Annotated in this window: 27 protein-coding genes and 1 pseudogene; all 28 read left to right on the forward strand. The window is 66.0% G+C overall.

From position 1 onward, the window contains the following. Positions 1-9: 9 nt before the first annotated feature. The 28 genes and pseudogenes from rplC (at position 10) to AB0D45_RS13700 (ending at position 15,195) form a co-directional block, all read left to right on the forward strand. Positions 10-654 carry a 50S ribosomal protein L3 gene (gene rplC, locus AB0D45_RS13565; protein WP_007265899.1) on the forward strand — a complete coding sequence of 215 codons (645 nt, stop codon included), beginning with the start codon at positions 10-12 and terminating at the stop codon, positions 652-654. A 4-nt stretch (positions 655-658) separates the two neighbouring features. After that, positions 659-1,309: a 50S ribosomal protein L4 gene (rplD, locus tag AB0D45_RS13570; RefSeq protein WP_030959024.1), complete on the forward strand. Its 651-nt coding sequence runs from the start codon at positions 659-661 to the stop codon at positions 1,307-1,309. 20 nt (positions 1,310-1,329) lie between these two features. Continuing rightward, a pseudogene (rplW, locus tag AB0D45_RS13575) lies at positions 1,330-1,632 on the forward strand (50S ribosomal protein L23); the annotation flags it as partial. Positions 1,633-1,671: 39 nt separating this feature from the next. After that, the gene (gene rplB, locus AB0D45_RS13580) at positions 1,672-2,508 is read left to right on the forward strand and encodes a 50S ribosomal protein L2 (protein ID WP_030388860.1); all 837 of its coding nucleotides are present in this window, start codon (positions 1,672-1,674) and stop codon (positions 2,506-2,508) included. Positions 2,509-2,520: 12 nt separating this feature from the next. Further along, on the forward strand, positions 2,521-2,802 hold the full coding sequence (gene rpsS / locus AB0D45_RS13585) for a 30S ribosomal protein S19 (protein ID WP_008739713.1): 282 nt from the start codon (positions 2,521-2,523) through the stop codon (positions 2,800-2,802). Positions 2,803-2,845: 43 nt separating this feature from the next. Then, positions 2,846-3,193 (forward strand): 50S ribosomal protein L22, encoded by a 348-nt coding sequence (gene rplV, locus AB0D45_RS13590; protein WP_007265904.1) that lies wholly within the window; start codon positions 2,846-2,848, stop codon positions 3,191-3,193. After that, complete coding sequence (rpsC, locus tag AB0D45_RS13595) at positions 3,193-4,032, forward strand: 30S ribosomal protein S3 (protein WP_007265905.1); 840 nt, start codon at positions 3,193-3,195, stop codon at positions 4,030-4,032. Before rplV ends, rpsC begins: the two co-directional genes overlap by 1 nt. 5 nt (positions 4,033-4,037) lie before the next feature. Next, positions 4,038-4,457, forward strand: a complete 420-nt coding sequence (gene rplP / locus AB0D45_RS13600; RefSeq protein WP_112447745.1) for a 50S ribosomal protein L16 — start codon at positions 4,038-4,040, stop codon at positions 4,455-4,457. Next, positions 4,457-4,681, forward strand: coding sequence for a 50S ribosomal protein L29 (gene rpmC / locus AB0D45_RS13605; protein ID WP_054222532.1), 225 nt, complete (start codon positions 4,457-4,459; stop codon positions 4,679-4,681). The genes rplP and rpmC overlap by 1 nt, the downstream gene beginning before the upstream one ends. Beyond that, a complete protein-coding gene (gene rpsQ / locus AB0D45_RS13610) occupies positions 4,681-4,962 on the forward strand; it encodes a 30S ribosomal protein S17 (RefSeq protein WP_361597701.1) in 282 nt (93 codons plus the stop codon). Before rpmC ends, rpsQ begins: the two co-directional genes overlap by 1 nt. Before the next feature lie 98 nt (positions 4,963-5,060). Further along, on the forward strand, positions 5,061-5,429 hold the full coding sequence (gene rplN / locus AB0D45_RS13615) for a 50S ribosomal protein L14 (RefSeq protein ID WP_003956455.1): 369 nt from the start codon (positions 5,061-5,063) through the stop codon (positions 5,427-5,429). 2 nt (positions 5,430-5,431) lie between these two features. Next, entirely contained in the window at positions 5,432-5,743 is a 312-nt protein-coding gene (gene rplX / locus AB0D45_RS13620) for a 50S ribosomal protein L24 (protein WP_249767358.1), read from the forward strand. Further along, entirely contained in the window at positions 5,743-6,294 is a 552-nt protein-coding gene (rplE, locus tag AB0D45_RS13625; protein ID WP_030298216.1) for a 50S ribosomal protein L5, read from the forward strand. The genes rplX and rplE overlap by 1 nt, the downstream gene beginning before the upstream one ends. Positions 6,295-6,299: 5 nt before the next feature. After that, positions 6,300-6,485 (forward strand): type Z 30S ribosomal protein S14, encoded by a 186-nt coding sequence (locus tag AB0D45_RS13630; protein ID WP_003956452.1) that lies wholly within the window; start codon positions 6,300-6,302, stop codon positions 6,483-6,485. Between the two features lie 224 nt (positions 6,486-6,709). Next, a complete protein-coding gene (rpsH, locus tag AB0D45_RS13635; RefSeq protein ID WP_007265911.1) occupies positions 6,710-7,108 on the forward strand; it encodes a 30S ribosomal protein S8 in 399 nt (132 codons plus the stop codon). Positions 7,109-7,128: 20 nt separating this feature from the next. After that, entirely contained in the window at positions 7,129-7,668 is a 540-nt protein-coding gene (gene rplF / locus AB0D45_RS13640; protein WP_030298217.1) for a 50S ribosomal protein L6, read from the forward strand. 2 nt (positions 7,669-7,670) lie between these two features. Next, positions 7,671-8,054: a 50S ribosomal protein L18 gene (gene rplR / locus AB0D45_RS13645; protein ID WP_356851287.1), complete on the forward strand. Its 384-nt coding sequence runs from the start codon at positions 7,671-7,673 to the stop codon at positions 8,052-8,054. Between the two features lie 45 nt (positions 8,055-8,099). Next, positions 8,100-8,702: a 30S ribosomal protein S5 gene (gene rpsE, locus AB0D45_RS13650; RefSeq protein WP_356811230.1), complete on the forward strand. Its 603-nt coding sequence runs from the start codon at positions 8,100-8,102 to the stop codon at positions 8,700-8,702. Then, on the forward strand, positions 8,702-8,884 hold the full coding sequence (gene rpmD / locus AB0D45_RS13655; RefSeq protein WP_005313525.1) for a 50S ribosomal protein L30: 183 nt from the start codon (positions 8,702-8,704) through the stop codon (positions 8,882-8,884). The genes rpsE and rpmD overlap by 1 nt, the downstream gene beginning before the upstream one ends. A gap of 1 nt (position 8,885) precedes the next feature. After that, positions 8,886-9,341, forward strand: coding sequence for a 50S ribosomal protein L15 (rplO, locus tag AB0D45_RS13660; RefSeq protein ID WP_030154704.1), 456 nt, complete (start codon positions 8,886-8,888; stop codon positions 9,339-9,341). Positions 9,342-9,529: 188 nt separating this feature from the next. Beyond that, positions 9,530-10,843 carry a preprotein translocase subunit SecY gene (gene secY / locus AB0D45_RS13665; protein ID WP_361597711.1) on the forward strand — a complete coding sequence of 438 codons (1,314 nt, stop codon included), beginning with the start codon at positions 9,530-9,532 and terminating at the stop codon, positions 10,841-10,843. Next, on the forward strand, positions 10,843-11,490 hold the full coding sequence (locus AB0D45_RS13670; protein WP_361597714.1) for an adenylate kinase: 648 nt from the start codon (positions 10,843-10,845) through the stop codon (positions 11,488-11,490). Before secY ends, AB0D45_RS13670 begins: the two co-directional genes overlap by 1 nt. A gap of 99 nt (positions 11,491-11,589) precedes the next feature. Beyond that, entirely contained in the window at positions 11,590-12,441 is an 852-nt protein-coding gene (map, locus tag AB0D45_RS13675; protein WP_362458142.1) for a type I methionyl aminopeptidase, read from the forward strand. A 139-nt stretch (positions 12,442-12,580) separates the two neighbouring features. Then, complete coding sequence (infA, locus tag AB0D45_RS13680) at positions 12,581-12,802, forward strand: translation initiation factor IF-1 (RefSeq protein WP_003956442.1); 222 nt, start codon at positions 12,581-12,583, stop codon at positions 12,800-12,802. A 73-nt stretch (positions 12,803-12,875) separates the two neighbouring features. Further along, a complete protein-coding gene (gene rpmJ / locus AB0D45_RS13685) occupies positions 12,876-12,989 on the forward strand; it encodes a 50S ribosomal protein L36 (RefSeq protein ID WP_003956441.1) in 114 nt (37 codons plus the stop codon). Positions 12,990-13,185: 196 nt separating this feature from the next. Further along, complete coding sequence (rpsM, locus tag AB0D45_RS13690) at positions 13,186-13,566, forward strand: 30S ribosomal protein S13 (protein ID WP_007265919.1); 381 nt, start codon at positions 13,186-13,188, stop codon at positions 13,564-13,566. 54 nt (positions 13,567-13,620) lie between these two features. Then, positions 13,621-14,025, forward strand: coding sequence for a 30S ribosomal protein S11 (gene rpsK, locus AB0D45_RS13695; protein ID WP_003956432.1), 405 nt, complete (start codon positions 13,621-13,623; stop codon positions 14,023-14,025). 147 nt (positions 14,026-14,172) lie between these two features. Further along, complete coding sequence (locus AB0D45_RS13700; protein ID WP_007265920.1) at positions 14,173-15,195, forward strand: DNA-directed RNA polymerase subunit alpha; 1,023 nt, start codon at positions 14,173-14,175, stop codon at positions 15,193-15,195. The last annotated feature ends 39 nt before the right edge of the window (positions 15,196-15,234 follow it).

A 15,234-nucleotide genomic window follows, 5' to 3' on the forward strand; every position in this document is an offset into this window, starting at 1 on the left:
GTCGAGAAGATGGCAAAGCAGATCAAGGGCGTCCTGGGCGAGAAGCTCGGCATGACCCAGGTCTGGGACGAGAACAACCGTGTCGTCCCGGTGACCGTCGTCAAGGCCGGACCCTGCGTCGTTACCCAGGTCCGTACGAACGACATCGACGGCTACGAGTCGGTCCAGATCGCCTTCGGCGAGATCGACCCGCGCAAGGTGAACAAGCCCCTCAAGGGCCACTTCGCCAAGGCCGACGTGACCCCCCGCCGCCACCTGGTGGAGCTCCGCACCTCCGACGCCAGCGAGTACACGCTCGGCCAGGAGATCACTGCTGAGGTGTTCGAGTCCGGCGTCAAGGTCGACGTCACGGGCAACAGCAAGGGCAAGGGCTTCGCCGGTGTCATGAAGCGGCACAACTTCCGGGGCCTCGGCGCCGGTCACGGTGTGCAGCGCAAGCACCGCTCCCCCGGTTCGATCGGTGGCTGTGCCACCCCTGGGCGTGTCTTCAAGGGCATGCGCATGGCCGGTCGCATGGGTAACGAGCGCGTCACCACCCAGAACCTGACCATCCACGCGGTTGACGCGGAGAAGGGTCTGCTCCTCATCAAGGGCGCGGTCCCCGGTCCGAACGGCGGCCTCGTCCTGGTCCGTACCGCGGCCAAGGGGGCTTGAGGTAATGAGCACCATTGACATCCTTTCGCCGGCAGGCGACAAGGCCGGTACCGTCGAGCTCCCCGCGGAGATCTTCGACGCGAAGACCAGCGTTCCGCTGATCCACCAGGTCGTTGTCGCCCAGCTGGCAGCTGCCCGTCAGGGCACGCACAAGACCAAGACCCGTGGCGAAGTCCGTGGTGGTGGCAAGAAGCCTTACCGCCAGAAGGGCACCGGCCGCGCCCGTCAGGGTTCGACCCGCGCTCCGCAGTTCGCCGGCGGTGGCGTCGTCCACGGCCCGCAGCCGCGTGACTACTCGCAGCGGACCCCCAAGAAGATGAAGGCCGCCGCCCTCCGCGGTGCCCTCTCGGACCGTGCGCGTCACTCCCGCATCCACGTCGTCACCGGCGTGGTCGAGGGTGCCGCCTCCACGAAGGCCGCCAAGACGCTGTTCGGCAAGATCTCGGAGCGCAAGAACCTGCTCCTGGTCGTCGAGCGTGCCGACGAGGCCGCGTGGCTGTCCGCCCGCAACCTGCCCCAGGTCCACATCCTGGAGCCGGGCCAGCTGAACACGTACGACGTGATCGTCTCTGACGACGTGGTCTTCACCCAGGCCGCGCTCGAGTCCTTCGTGTCTGGCCCCAAGGCCGACGAGACCGAAGGGAGCGACGCCTGATGTCTGAGGCGACCGTTACCAGCAAGACCTTCACCGACCCGCGCGACCTGCTGATCAAGCCGGTCGTCTCGGAGAAGAGCTACGCGCTGCTGGACGAGAACAAGTACACGTTCATCGTCGCGCCCGGCGCCAACAAGACCCAGATCAAGCAGGCCGTGGAAGCGGTCTTCTCGGTCAAGGTCACCGGGGTCAACACGATCAACCGTCAGGGTAAGCGCAAGCGCACCAAGACCGGTTTCGGCAAGCGCGCCAACACCAAGCGCGCCATCGTGACCCTTGCCGAGGGCAACCGTATCGACATCTTCGGCGGCCAGGCCTCCTAGCGGAGGTCTAGTCGTCCGGAATCGGACGAGGACTGAGAAATGGGTATCCGCAAGTACAAGCCGACGACCCCGGGCCGTCGTGGCTCCAGCGTCGCCGACTTTGTCGAGATCACGCGGTCCACGCCGGAGAAGTCGCTGGTTCGCCCTCTGCACAGCAAGGGCGGCCGTAACAACACCGGCCGGATCACCGTTCGCCACCAGGGTGGCGGACACAAGCGCGCCTACCGCGTGATCGACTTCCGTCGTCACGACAAGGACGGCGTGCCGGCCAAGGTCGCGCACATCGAGTACGACCCCAACCGCACCGCGCGCATCGCGCTGCTGCACTACGCCGACGGCGAGAAGCGCTACATCATCGCGCCGCGCGGTCTGCAGCAGGGTGACCGGATCGAGAACGGCCCGACGGCCGACATCAAGCCGGGCAACAACCTCGCGCTCCGCAACATCCCGGTCGGTACCACGATCCACGCGATCGAGCTCCGTCCCGGTGGCGGCGCCAAGTTCGCCCGCTCCGCCGGTGCCTCCGTGCAGCTGCTCGCGAAGGAGGGCGTCATGGCCCACCTCCGCATGCCGTCGGGCGAGATCCGTCTCGTCGACGCGCGCTGCCGCGCCACGGTCGGCGAGGTCGGCAACGCCGAGCAGTCGAACATCAACTGGGGCAAGGCCGGCCGCATGCGCTGGAAGGGCGTTCGCCCGTCCGTCCGCGGTGTCGCGATGAACCCGGTTGACCACCCGCACGGTGGTGGTGAGGGCAAGACCAGTGGTGGTCGCCACCCGGTCTCCCCGTGGGGTCAGAAGGAGGGTCGTACTCGCTCGCCGAAGAAGGCTTCGAGCAAGTACATCGTCCGCCGCCGCAAGACGAACAAGAAGCGCTAGGAGCGGGTTTAGATGCCGCGCAGTCTCAAGAAGGGGCCCTTCGTCGACGACCACCTCGTAAAGAAGGTGGACGTCCAGAACGAAGCCGGCACCAAGAACGTCATCAAGACCTGGTCCCGTCGCTCGATGATCATCCCCAGCATGCTGGGTCACACCATCGCGGTGCACAACGGCAAGACCCACGTCCCGGTGTTCGTCACCGAGTCGATGGTCGGCCACAAGCTCGGCGAGTTCTCGCCGACTCGCACCTTCCGCGGCCACGTCAAGGACGACCGGAAGTCGAAGCGCCGCTAAAGGCGGGGTGGTTACGACTATGACTTACACCGAAGGGACAACCATGGAAGCCAGGGCCCAGGCGCGGTACATCCGCGTCACGCCCATGAAGGCCCGCCGCGTGGTGGACCTTATCCGTGGCATGGATGCCACGGAGGCTCAGGCGGTCCTGCGTTTCGCCCCGCAGGCCGCGAGCGTGCCGGTCGGCAAGGTGCTGGACAGCGCCATTGCCAACGCCGCACACAACTACAACCACCCGGACGCCTCCACGCTGGTCATCAGCGAGGCGTACGTGGACGAGGGCCCGACCCTGAAGCGGTTCCGTCCGCGTGCCCAGGGCCGTGCCTACCGGATCCGCAAGCGGACCAGCCACATCACCGTGGTCGTCAGCAGCAAGGAAGGTTCCCGGTAATGGGCCAGAAGGTAAACCCGCACGGGTTCCGACTCGGCATCACCACGGACTTCAAGTCGCGTTGGTACGCCGACAAGCTGTACAAGGACTACGTCAAGGAAGACGTCGCCATCCGTCGGATGATGACGTCCGGCATGGAGCGCGCCGGCATCTCGAAGGTTGAGATCGAGCGCACCCGTGACCGCGTGCGTGTGGACATCCACACCGCCCGTCCCGGCATCGTCATCGGCCGCCGTGGCGCCGAGGCCGACCGCATCCGCGGCGACCTCGAGAAGCTCACGGGCAAGCAGGTCCAGCTGAACATCCTCGAGGTCAAGAACCCCGAGCTCGACGCTCAGCTCGTTGCCCAGGCCGTTGCCGAGCAGCTCTCCTCCCGCGTCTCCTTCCGTCGTGCCATGCGCAAGAGCATGCAGGGCACCATGAAGGCCGGCGCCAAGGGCATCAAGATCCAGTGCGGCGGCCGCCTCGGCGGCGCCGAGATGTCCCGCTCCGAGTTCTACCGCGAGGGTCGTGTGCCGCTGCACACGCTGCGCGCGAACGTGGACTACGGCTTCTTCGAGGCCAAGACCACCTTCGGCCGTATCGGTGTGAAGGTCTGGATCTACAAGGGCGACGTCAAGAACATCGCCGAGGTTCGCGCCGAGAACGCTGCGGCCCGTGCGGGTAACCGCCCGGCCCGTGGCGCCGGCGCTGGCGACCGTCCCGCCGGCCGTGGTGGCCGTGGTGGCGAGCGCGGCGGCCGTGGTGGCCGCAAGCCGCAGCAGGCTGCTGGTGCCGAGGCCCCCAAGGCCGACGCTCCCGCCGCCGCTCCGGCCGAGAGCACCGGAACGGAGGCCTGACCGACATGCTGATCCCTCGTAGGGTCAAGCACCGCAAGCAGCACCACCCGAAGCGCAGCGGTATGGCCAAGGGCGGTACTGAGGTCTCGTTCGGCGAGTACGGCATCCAGGCGCTCACCCCCGCCTACGTGACGAACCGCCAGATCGAGGCGGCTCGTATCGCGATGACCCGCCACATCAAGCGTGGCGGCAAGGTCTGGATCAACATCTACCCGGACCGCCCCCTGACGAAGAAGCCGGCCGAGACCCGCATGGGTTCCGGTAAGGGTTCTCCCGAGTGGTGGATCGCGAACGTGCACCCGGGCCGGGTCATGTTCGAGCTGTCCTACCCGAACGAGAAGATTGCTCGTGAGGCGCTCACCCGCGCTGCTCACAAGCTTCCGATGAAGTGCCGGATCGTGCGGCGCGAGGCAGGTGAGTCGTGATGGCGACGGGAACCAAGGCGTCCGAGCTGCGTGAGCTCGGCAACGAGGAGCTCGTTGGCAAGCTGCGCGAGGCCAAGGAGGAGCTGTTCAAGCTCCGTTTCCAGGCGGCCACGGGTCAGCTGGAGAACAACGGCCGGCTCAAGTCCGTCCGTAAGGACATCGCTCGCATCTACACCCTGATGCACGAGCGTGAGCTCGGTATCGAGACGGTGGAGAACGCCTGATGAGCGAGAACAACGTGACTGAGAAGACCGACCGCGGATTCCGCAAGACCCGTGAGGGTCTGGTCGTCAGCGACAAGATGGACAAGACCGTCGTCGTCGCCGTCGAGGACCGCGTGAAGCACGCGCTGTACGGCAAGGTCATCCGCCGTACGAACAAGCTCAAGGCGCACGACGAGCAGAACGCTGCCGGCGTCGGCGACCGCGTCCTCATCATGGAGACGCGTCCGCTGTCGGCGACCAAGCGCTGGCGCATCGTCGAGATCCTCGAGAAGGCCAAGTAATCACTTGAAGGGGTAACCCTTCAGGTTCGTTCCGCCAGGCTCGGCCGGGGCTTCACTGAAGCCCCGGCCGGGAACCGGCAGACAAACAGGAGATAGACGTGATCCAGCAGGAGTCGCGACTGCGTGTCGCCGACAACACTGGTGCCAAGGAGATCCTTTGCATCCGTGTTCTCGGTGGCTCCGGTCGCCGCTACGCGGGCATCGGTGACGTCATCGTCGCCACCGTCAAGGATGCGATCCCCGGTGGCAACGTGAAGAAGGGTGACGTCGTCAAGGCGGTCATCGTTCGCACCGTCAAGGAGCGCCGCCGCCAGGACGGCTCGTACATCCGCTTCGACGAGAACGCCGCCGTCATTCTGAAGAACGACGGCGACCCTCGCGGCACCCGTATCTTCGGCCCCGTGGGCCGTGAGCTGCGCGAGAAGAAGTTCATGAAGATCATCTCGCTCGCGCCGGAGGTGCTGTAAGCATGAAGATCAAGAAGGGCGACCTGGTCCAGGTCATCACCGGTAAGGACAAGGGCAAGCAGGGCAAGGTCATCGCGGCCATGCCCAGCGAGAACCGCGTCCTGGTCGAGGGTGTCAACCGGGTCAAGAAGCACACCAAGGCCGCGCAGAACCAGGCCGGTGGCATCGTCATCACCGAGGCCCCGGTCCACGTGAGCAACGTGCAGCTGGTCGTGGAGAAGGACGGCAAGAAGGTCGTCACCCGCGTCGGTTACCGCTTCGACGACGAAGGCAACAAGATCCGCGTTGCCAAGCGCACGGGTGAGGACATCTGATGGCTACCACTCCGCGTCTGAAGACGAAGTACCGCGAGGACATCGCGGGCAAGCTGCGTGAGGAGTTCTCCTACGAGAACGTCATGCAGATCCCCGGCCTCGTCAAGATCGTCGTGAACATGGGTGTCGGCGACGCCGCCCGTGACTCGAAGCTGATCGACGGCGCCATCCGCGACCTGACGACGATCACCGGCCAGAAGCCGGCCGTCACGAAGGCCCGCAAGTCCATCGCGCAGTTCAAGCTGCGCGAGGGTCAGCCGATCGGGTGCCACGTCACCCTCCGTGGTGACCGCATGTGGGAGTTCCTGGACCGTACGCTGTCGCTCGCGCTGCCGCGTATCCGTGACTTCCGTGGTCTGTCGCCGAAGCAGTTCGACGGCCGTGGCAACTACACCTTCGGTCTCACGGAGCAGGTCATGTTCCACGAGATCGACCAGGACAAGATCGACCGTACCCGGGGTATGGACATCACCGTGGTCACCACGGCGACCAACGACGACGAGGGCCGCGCGCTCCTTCGTCACCTCGGCTTCCCCTTCAAGGAGGCGTAAGCGAGATGGCGAAGAAGGCTCTCATCGCGAAGGCTGCCCGCAAGCCCAAGTTCGGTGTGCGTGCGTACACCCGCTGCCAGCGCTGCGGTCGCCCCCACTCCGTGTACCGCAAGTTCGGCCTGTGCCGCGTCTGCCTTCGTGAGATGGCTCACCGTGGCGAGCTGCCGGGCGTGACCAAGAGCTCCTGGTAACTCCCTCCCGTCCGTAAGGACTTGAGGAAGTTCCAGAGACTCTCGGTAAGCATCTGGTCGGCGGATGCCCGGCCCCGCATGCCTTAGGCTTGTGTGGTTGGGCGTCCGCCGCCCATAACGACTTACTACGCCGTAGGTCCCCGCACCGCACCCGTCCCGCCTCTGAGCGGGGAGAGGGATGGCGCATACAGGAAACCCCGGCGAGAGAGGCCGAAGGCCACTTCATGACCATGACTGACCCGATCGCAGACATGCTCACGCGTCTGCGTAACGCTAACTCGGCGTACCACGACACCGTCGTGATGCCGCACAGCAAGATCAAGTCGCACATCGCAGAGATCCTCAAGCAGGAGGGTTTCATCACCGGCTGGAAGGTCGAGGACGCCGAGGTCGGCAAGAACCTCGTCCTCGAGCTGAAGTTCGGGCCGAACCGTGAGCGCTCCATCGCGGGCATCAAGCGGATCTCGAAGCCCGGTCTGCGCGTGTACGCGAAGTCCACCAACCTGCCGAAGGTCCTCGGTGGCCTGGGCGTGGCGATCATCTCCACGTCGCACGGTCTCCTGACCGGCCAGCAGGCAGGCAAGAAGGGCGTAGGTGGGGAAGTCCTCGCCTACGTCTGGTAGTCGGGAACGGAGGAAAAGCAATGTCGCGAATCGGCAAGCTCCCCATCCAGGTTCCCGCCGGTGTGGACGTCACCATCGATGGCCGCACGGTCGCGGTGAAGGGCCCCAAGGGTCTCCTCTCGCACACCGTCGCCGCGCCGATCGAGATCGTCAAGGGTGAGGACGGCGTTCTGAACGTCACCCGCCCCAACGACGAGCGTCAGAACAAGGCCCTGCACGGCCTGTCCCGCACGCTGGTGGCGAACATGATCACCGGTGTGACCACGGGATACGTCAAGGCTCTCGAGATCAGCGGTGTCGGTTACCGCGTCGCCGCGAAGGGCTCCGCTCTGGAGTTCCAGCTTGGTTACAGCCACCCGATCCTGATCGAGGCGCCCGAGGGCATCTCCTTCAAGGTCGAGTCGCCCACCAAGTTCACGGTCGAGGGCATCGACAAGCAGAAGGTCGGCGAGGTCGCCGCCAACATCCGCAAGCTGCGGAAGCCCGACCCGTACAAGGCCAAGGGTGTCAAGTACGCCGGCGAAGTCATCCGCCGCAAGGTCGGAAAGGCTGGTAAGTAGCCATGGCATACGGTGTGAAGATCGCCAAGGGCGACGCGTACAAGCGCGCTGCCAAGGCTCGCCGCCACATCCGCATCCGCAAGAACGTCTCGGGTACGGCGGAGCGTCCGCGCCTCGTCGTGACGCGTTCGAACCGCAACATCGTTGCCCAGGTCATCGACGACCTCAAGGGTCACACCCTTGCGTCCGCGTCGACCCTGGACGCTTCGATCCGCGGTGGCGAAGGCGACAAGAGCGCCCAGGCCCAGGCTGTCGGCGCGCTCGTCGCCGAGCGTGCCAAGGCTGCGGGTGTCGAGACCGTCGTGTTCGACCGCGGTGGCAACCGATACGCCGGGCGCATTGCCGCTCTGGCTGACGCCGCCCGCGAAGCCGGGCTGAAGTTCTAAGCCCCGGTTCCGGGACTCACGGACGTAACAGAGAGAGGTAATCCAATGGCTGGACCCCAGCGCCGCGGAAGCGGTGCCGGTGGCGGCGAGCGGCGGGACCGGAAGGGTCGCGACGGTGGCGCTGCCGCCGAGAAGACCGCTTACGTTGAGCGCGTTGTCGCGATCAACCGCGTCGCCAAGGTTGTCAAGGGTGGTCGCCGCTTCAGCTTCACCGCGCTGGTCGTGGTGGGCGACGGTGACGGCACCGTAGGTGTCGGTTACGGCAAGGCCAAGGAAGTTCCCGCGGCCATCGCCAAGGGTGTCGAGGAAGCCAAGAAGAACTTCTTCAAGGTTCCGCGCATCCAGGGCACCATCCCTCACCCGATCACGGGCGAGCGTGCCGCGGGCGTCGTGCTGCTGAAGCCGGCTTCCCCCGGTACCGGTGTTATCGCCGGTGGCCCGGTGCGCGCCGTTCTGGAGTGCGCCGGCGTTCACGACATCCTGTCGAAGTCGCTCGGCTCGTCCAACGCGATCAACATCGTGCACGCGACCGTGGCGGCCCTCAAGGGCCTGCAGCGTCCCGAGGAGATCGCGGCTCGCCGTGGTCTGCCCCTCGAGGACGTCGCCCCCGCGGCTCTGCTCCGTGCGCGTGCAGGGGCGGGTGTCTGATGGCCCGCCTCAAGATCACGCAGACGAAGTCGTACATCGGCAGCAAGCAGAACCACCGCGACACTCTGCGTTCGCTCGGGCTCAAGCGCCTGAACGACGTGGTCGTCAAGGAGGACCGCCCCGAGTTCCGCGGAATGGTTCACACCGTCCGCCACCTCGTGACGGTTGAGGAGGTTGACTAACATGGCTGAGAACAGCCCGCTGAAGGCCCACAACCTCCGTCCCGCCCCCGGCGCCAAGACCGCGAAGACCCGTGTCGGTCGTGGTGAGGCGTCGAAGGGTAAGACGGCCGGTCGTGGTACGAAGGGCCAGAAGGCCCGCTACCAGATCCCGCAGCGCTTCGAGGGCGGGCAGATGCCCCTCCACATGCGCCTGCCGAAGCTCAAGGGCTTCAAGAACCCGTTCCGCACCGAGTTCCAGGTCGTCAACCTGGACAAGCTCGGTGCCCTCTACCCCGAGGGTGGAGAGGTCACGGTGGCCGACCTGGTCGCCAAGGGCGCGGTTCGCAAGAACAGCCTCGTCAAGGTCCTGGGCCAGGGCGAGATCTCCGTGGCGCTGACGGTGTCGGTCGACGCCGTGTCCGCCTCCGCCAAGGAGAAGATCGCCGCTGCCGGCGGCACCGTGACCGAGCTCGTCTAAGACGAACTCTGTGACAAATAGCGAGTAAAACCCGACCGGGGATGCCTCACATATGGGGCATCCCCGGTCGGTCGTTCCACGGGGGGCGCAGTCGCCGGTAAGGTGGCCTGCACCTTTGCTCGTACGTATTCGTCGATCCCTCAGACCGTCACCTCTGACGCAGTAGCGCGGGGGTCGCAGGAGGCACCGTGCTCACCGCGTTCGCCCGGGCGTTCAAGACGCCCGACCTGCGCAAGAAGCTGCTCTTCACACTCGGCATCATCGTGCTGTACAGGCTCGGGTCCCACATCCCGGTACCCGGCGTGAGCTACAAGAACGTCCAGATCTGCGTGGACCAGATGGGGAGCAGCAACAGCCTCTTCGGTCTGGTCAACATGTTCAGCGGCGGTGCGCTGCTGCAGATCACGATCTTCGCGCTCGGCATCATGCCGTACATCACGGCGAGCATCATCCTGCAGCTGCTGACCGTGGTCATCCCGAAGCTGGAGAACCTCAAAAAAGAGGGACAGTCCGGCACGGCGAAGATCACCCAGTACACGCGCTATTTGACGGTCGCCCTGGCGATCCTCCAGGGCACCGGCCTGGTCGCCACCGCGCGGACCGGCGCCCTCTTCGGTACCTGCCCCGTCGCCCGTGAGATCGTTCCCGACCGCTCGATCTTCACCACGGTCGTCATGGTTCTCACCATGACCGCCGGTACCTGTGTCGTCATGTGGCTCGGTGAGCTGATCACCGACCGCGGCATCGGCAACGGCATGTCCATCCTGATGTTCATCTCGATCGCGGCCGGCTTCGTCGGCGCTCTCTGGACGATCAAGCTCCAGGGCAAGATCGCTGATGGCTGGGTGGAGTTCGCCGTGGTCATCCTGGTGGGCCTCGCGATGGTGGCCCTGGTGGTCTTCGTCGAACAGGCGCAGCGCAGGATCCCGGTCCAGTACGCGAAGCGCATGATCGGACGCCGCGCCTACGGCGGCACGTCCACCTACATCCCGCTCAAGGTGAACCAGGCCGGTGTCATCCCGGTCATCTTCGCCTCGTCGCTGCTGTACATCCCGGCGCTGATCGTGCAGTTCAGCGGTTCGACCGCCGGCTGGGCCACCTGGATCCAGAAGCACTTCGTCAAGGGCGACCACCCGTACTACATCGCCGCCTACTTCCTCCTGATCGTCTTCTTCGCGTTCTTCTACGTGGCGATCTCGTTCAACCCCGAGGAAGTTGCCGACAACATGAAGAAGTATGGTGGGTTCATCCCGGGCATCCGCGCCGGCCGGCCTACCGCCGAGTACCTGAGCTACGTACTCAACCGGATCACCTGGCCGGGGTCGCTGTACCTGGGTCTGATCGCTCTTGTGCCGACAATGGCGTTGGCCGGCTTCGGAGCGAACCAGAACTTCCCGTTCGGCGGGACGAGCATCCTCATCATCGTGGGTGTGGGTCTGGAAACCGTGAAGCAGATCGAGAGCCAGCTCCAGCAGCGCAACTACGAAGGGTTCCTCCGCTGATGCGAATCGTCCTCGTCGGACCCCCGGGTGCGGGCAAGGGAACGCAGGCCGCGTTCCTCGCCAAGAACCTGTCGATCCCGCACATCTCCACGGGCGATCTCTTCCGCGCCAACATCAGCAAGAACACCGAGCTGGGCCGGCGCGCGAAGGCGTTCATGGACGCCGGAGACCTCGTCCCCGACGAGATCACCATCGGCATGGCCAAGGACCGCATGGAGCAGCCGGACGCCGCGGGCGGCTTCCTGCTCGACGGCTTCCCGCGCAACGTGTCGCAGGCCGAGGCGCTCGACGAGATGCTCCAGGGCGCGGGCATGAAGCTCGACGCCGTCCTCGACCTGGAGGTCGAGGAGGACGAGGTCGTCAAGCGGATCGCCGGGCGGCGCATCTGCCGCAAGGACTCCGCGCACGTCTTCCACGTCTCGTACGCGGCGCCGAAGGCCGAGGGCGTCTGCGACGTCTGCGGCGGCGAGCTGTACCAGCGCGACGACGACTCCGAGGCCACGGTGCGCACCCGGCTGGAGGTCTACCACACGCAGACCGAGCCGATCATCGACTACTACAAGGCCCAGGACCTGCTGGTGACGATCGCCGCGCTCGGCGAGGTGCACGAGATCACCCAGCGGGCGATGGACGCCCTGCAGAAGTAGTCACTCCTCTTGTGACCGGCAGTACGGCCGCGGTGTCCCAGTGACACCGCGGCCTTACTGTTGAGAAGACCCGTTTTCGAAGGTGGAAGGTCCCCGTTCATGGTTCAGCTGAAGACCCCCGAGCAGATCGCGAAGATGCGGGAGGCAGGGCTGGTCGTCGCCGCGATCCACGCGGCGACCCGTGAGGCGGCCGTGCCGGGCGCCACGACGCGGGACCTGGACATGGTGGCGCGGAAGGTGATCGCGGACGCCGGGGCCAAGTCGAACTTCCTCGGCTACGGGGGCTTCCCCGCGACCATCTGCACCTCGGTGAACGAGGTCGTCGTCCACGGCATCCCCGACGACAAGACGGTCCTCAAGGACGGGGACGTCATCTCCATCGACGCGGGCGCCATCGTCGACGGCTGGCACGGCGACGCGGCGTACACGGCCTTCGTGGGCACCGGTCACGCCCCGGAGCTCGTCGAGCTGTCGCGCGTGACCGAGGAGTCGATGTGGGCCGGCATCGCCGCCATGAAGTCCGGCAACCGCCTGGTGGACATCTCGAAGGCGATCGAGGGCTACATCAAGCGGCAGCCGCGGCCGGCGACCGGTGAGCACAGCCTCGGCAAGTTCGGGATCATCGAGGACTACGGCGGCCACGGCATCGGCTCCGAGATGCACATGGACCCGCACCTGCTGAACTACGTCTCGCGCAAGCGGGGCAAGGGCATCAAGCTGGTGCCGGGCCTGTGCCTGGCGATCGAGCCGATGGTCTCCCTGGGCACCGCCCAGACGGAGGTACTGGCGGACGACTGGACGGTCATCACCACGGACGGCACCTGGTCCTCGCACTGGGAGCACTCGGTCGCGCTGACCGAGGCCGGCCCCATCGTCCTGACCAGCCCGGACTGCGGCAAGGCGAAGCTGGCGGAGTACGGGGTCACGACGGCCCCGGACCCCCTCGGGTAGCCGCCGCTTAATGATCTAGACTCATGGGCAAACTTTCCGGATTCGTCTTTCTGGGTGCCCTGACGTAGACTGACTCGTCGGCTCGCGTGCATTTCCATGCCTGTGAGCCGATCAAGGTAGCCGATTCGAAAGGCGAAGCGTGGCCAAGAAGCAAGGTGCCATCGAGATCGAGGGCACCGTGATCGAGTCCCTCCCGAACGCGATGTTCAAGGTGGAACTCCAGAACGGTCACAAGGTCCTCGCGCACATCAGCGGGAAGATGCGCATGCACTACATCCGCATCCTTCCCGATGACCGGGTCGTCGTGGAGCTCTCTCCCTACGACCTGACGCGTGGCCGGATCGTCTACCGATACAAGTAGATCTTGTCCTCACTCCTGCCTGGGCGTCCGTCCCGGTGCGGGTGGTGGCACTGACCCGGAGAACCTCACCAACATGAAGGTCAAGCCGAGCGTCAAGAAGATCTGCGACAAGTGCAAGGTGATCCGCCGTCACGGTCGGGTCATGGTCATCTGCGACAACCTGCGCCACAAGCAGCGCCAGGGCTGACGCACGCCGACCGACCTGCACTCCGCAGTTCTTCAGCGCGACGTAAAAACGTACATACGCAGAACCCGCCCAGCCCTGCACGGGGCCGGCGGTACCTCCGGCGGGGGCCGGGGACCCGGACGTACCACCATCCATCAGGGTGGTCGGCGGTCGGGAGTGGTTCTGCGGAAGACCCCCGAACACACAGGAGCCATTTGTGGCACGCGTTTCCGGTGTTGACATCCCGCGCGAAAAGCGTGTGGAGATCGCACTCACCTACGTCTTCGGTATCGGGCGCACCCGGTCCAAGGAGATCCTCGCCTCCACCGGCGTGAACCCGAACACCCGCGTTCGTGACCTGGCCGAAGAGGACCTCGTCAAGATCCGCGAGTACGTGGACGCCAACCTCCGTACCGAGGGTGACCTCCGCCGCGAGATCCAGGGCGACATTCGCCGCAAGATCGAGATCCAGTGCTACCAGGGCATCCGCCACCGTCGTGGCCTGCCGGTGCACGGTCAGCGCACCAGCACGAACGCGCGTACCCGCAAGGGCCCGCGTCGCGCGATCGCCGGTAAGAAGAAGCCGGGCAAGAAGTAGTCCTGTTCAGCGGTCTTGCGCTGTAGGACCGACCACCTCCCGTAGGAGATTTAGATGCCCCCCAAGGGTCGTCAGGGCGCTGCCAAGAAGGTGCGCCGCAAGGAAAAGAAGAACGTCGCTCACGGGCACGCCCACATCAAGAGCACGTTCAACAACACGATCGTCTCGATCACGGACCCCTCGGGCAACGTGATCTCCTGGGCCTCCGCCGGCCACGTCGGCTTCAAGGGCTCGCGCAAGTCCACCCCCTTCGCCGCGCAGATGGCCGCCGAGTCGGCCGCCCGCCGCGCGCAGGAGCACGGCATGCGCAAGGTCGACGTCTTCGTGAAGGGTCCGGGCTCCGGCCGCGAGACCGCGATCCGCTCCCTCCAGGCCACCGGCCTCGAGGTCGGCTCGATCCAGGACGTCACCCCCACCCCGCACAACGGCTGCCGGCCGCCGAAGCGCCGCCGCGTCTGACGCAGCGGACGCCCCGTGCGTTCTTGAGTGTCCGGGCGGTGCGCTCCCTTCGGGGGACGTACCGCCCGTACCCTTGTAAGTCCGCGGCCCTCCGGGGCCGCACCGTCGGGCGTCAAATAGTGGGCGTCCACGACTGAAGGAACAGACATGCTTATCGCTCAGCGTCCTTCGCTGACCGAAGAGGTCGTCGACGAGTACCGCTCGCGGTTCGTGATCGAGCCGCTGGAGCCGGGCTTCGGCTACACCCTCGGCAACTCCCTGCGCCGTACCCTCCTGTCCTCCATCCCGGGTGCCGCTGTCACCAGCATCCGCGTGGACGGCGTCCTGCACGAGTTCACCACCGTGCCGGGCGTCAAGGAAGACGTCACGGACATCATCCTCAACATCAAGCAGCTGGTCGTCTCCTCGGAGCACGACGAGCCGGTCGTGATGTACCTGCGCAAGCAGGGTCCCGGCCTGGTCACCGCTGCCGACATCGCGCCCCCGGCCGGTGTCGAGGTGCACAACCCGGACCTCGTCCTCGCCACGCTCAACGGCAAGGGCAAGCTGGAGATGGAGCTGACCGTCGAGCGCGGTCGCGGCTACGTCTCCGCCGTCCAGAACAAGCAGCTGGGCCAGGAGATCGGCCGCATCCCGGTCGACTCCATCTACAGCCCGGTCCTCAAGGTCACCTACAAGGTCGAGGCGACCCGAGTCGAGCAGCGCACCGACTTCGACAAGCTGATCGTCGACGTCGAGACCAAGCAGGCCATGCGCCCGCGCGACGCCATGGCGTCCGCCGGCAAGACCCTGGTCGAGCTGTTCGGTCTGGCGCGCGAGCTCAACATCGACGCCGAGGGCATCGACATGGGCCCCTCGCCGACGGACGCGGCCCTGGCCGCCGACCTGGCGCTGCCGATCGAGGAGCTCGAGCTCACGGTCCGCTCGTACAACTGCCTCAAGCGCGAGGGCATCCACTCCGTGGGTGAGCTCGTGGCCCGCTCCGAGGCCGACCTGCTCGACATCCGCAACTTCGGTGCGAAGTCGATCGACGAGGTCAAGGCGAAGCTGGCCGGCATGGGCCTGGCCCTCAAGGACAGCCCGCCCGGATTCGACCCGACCGCCGCCGCCGACGCCTTCGGCGCCGACGACGACGCGGACGCCGGTTTCGTCGAGACCGAGCAGTACTGAGAAAGCTTGGGGGGGGCTCGCGCCCCCCGCACCCCCCTC

It is taken from the genome of Streptomyces sp. NPDC048352 (assembly GCF_040651895.1).
Lineage (GTDB): Bacteria > Actinomycetota > Actinomycetes > Streptomycetales > Streptomycetaceae > Streptomyces.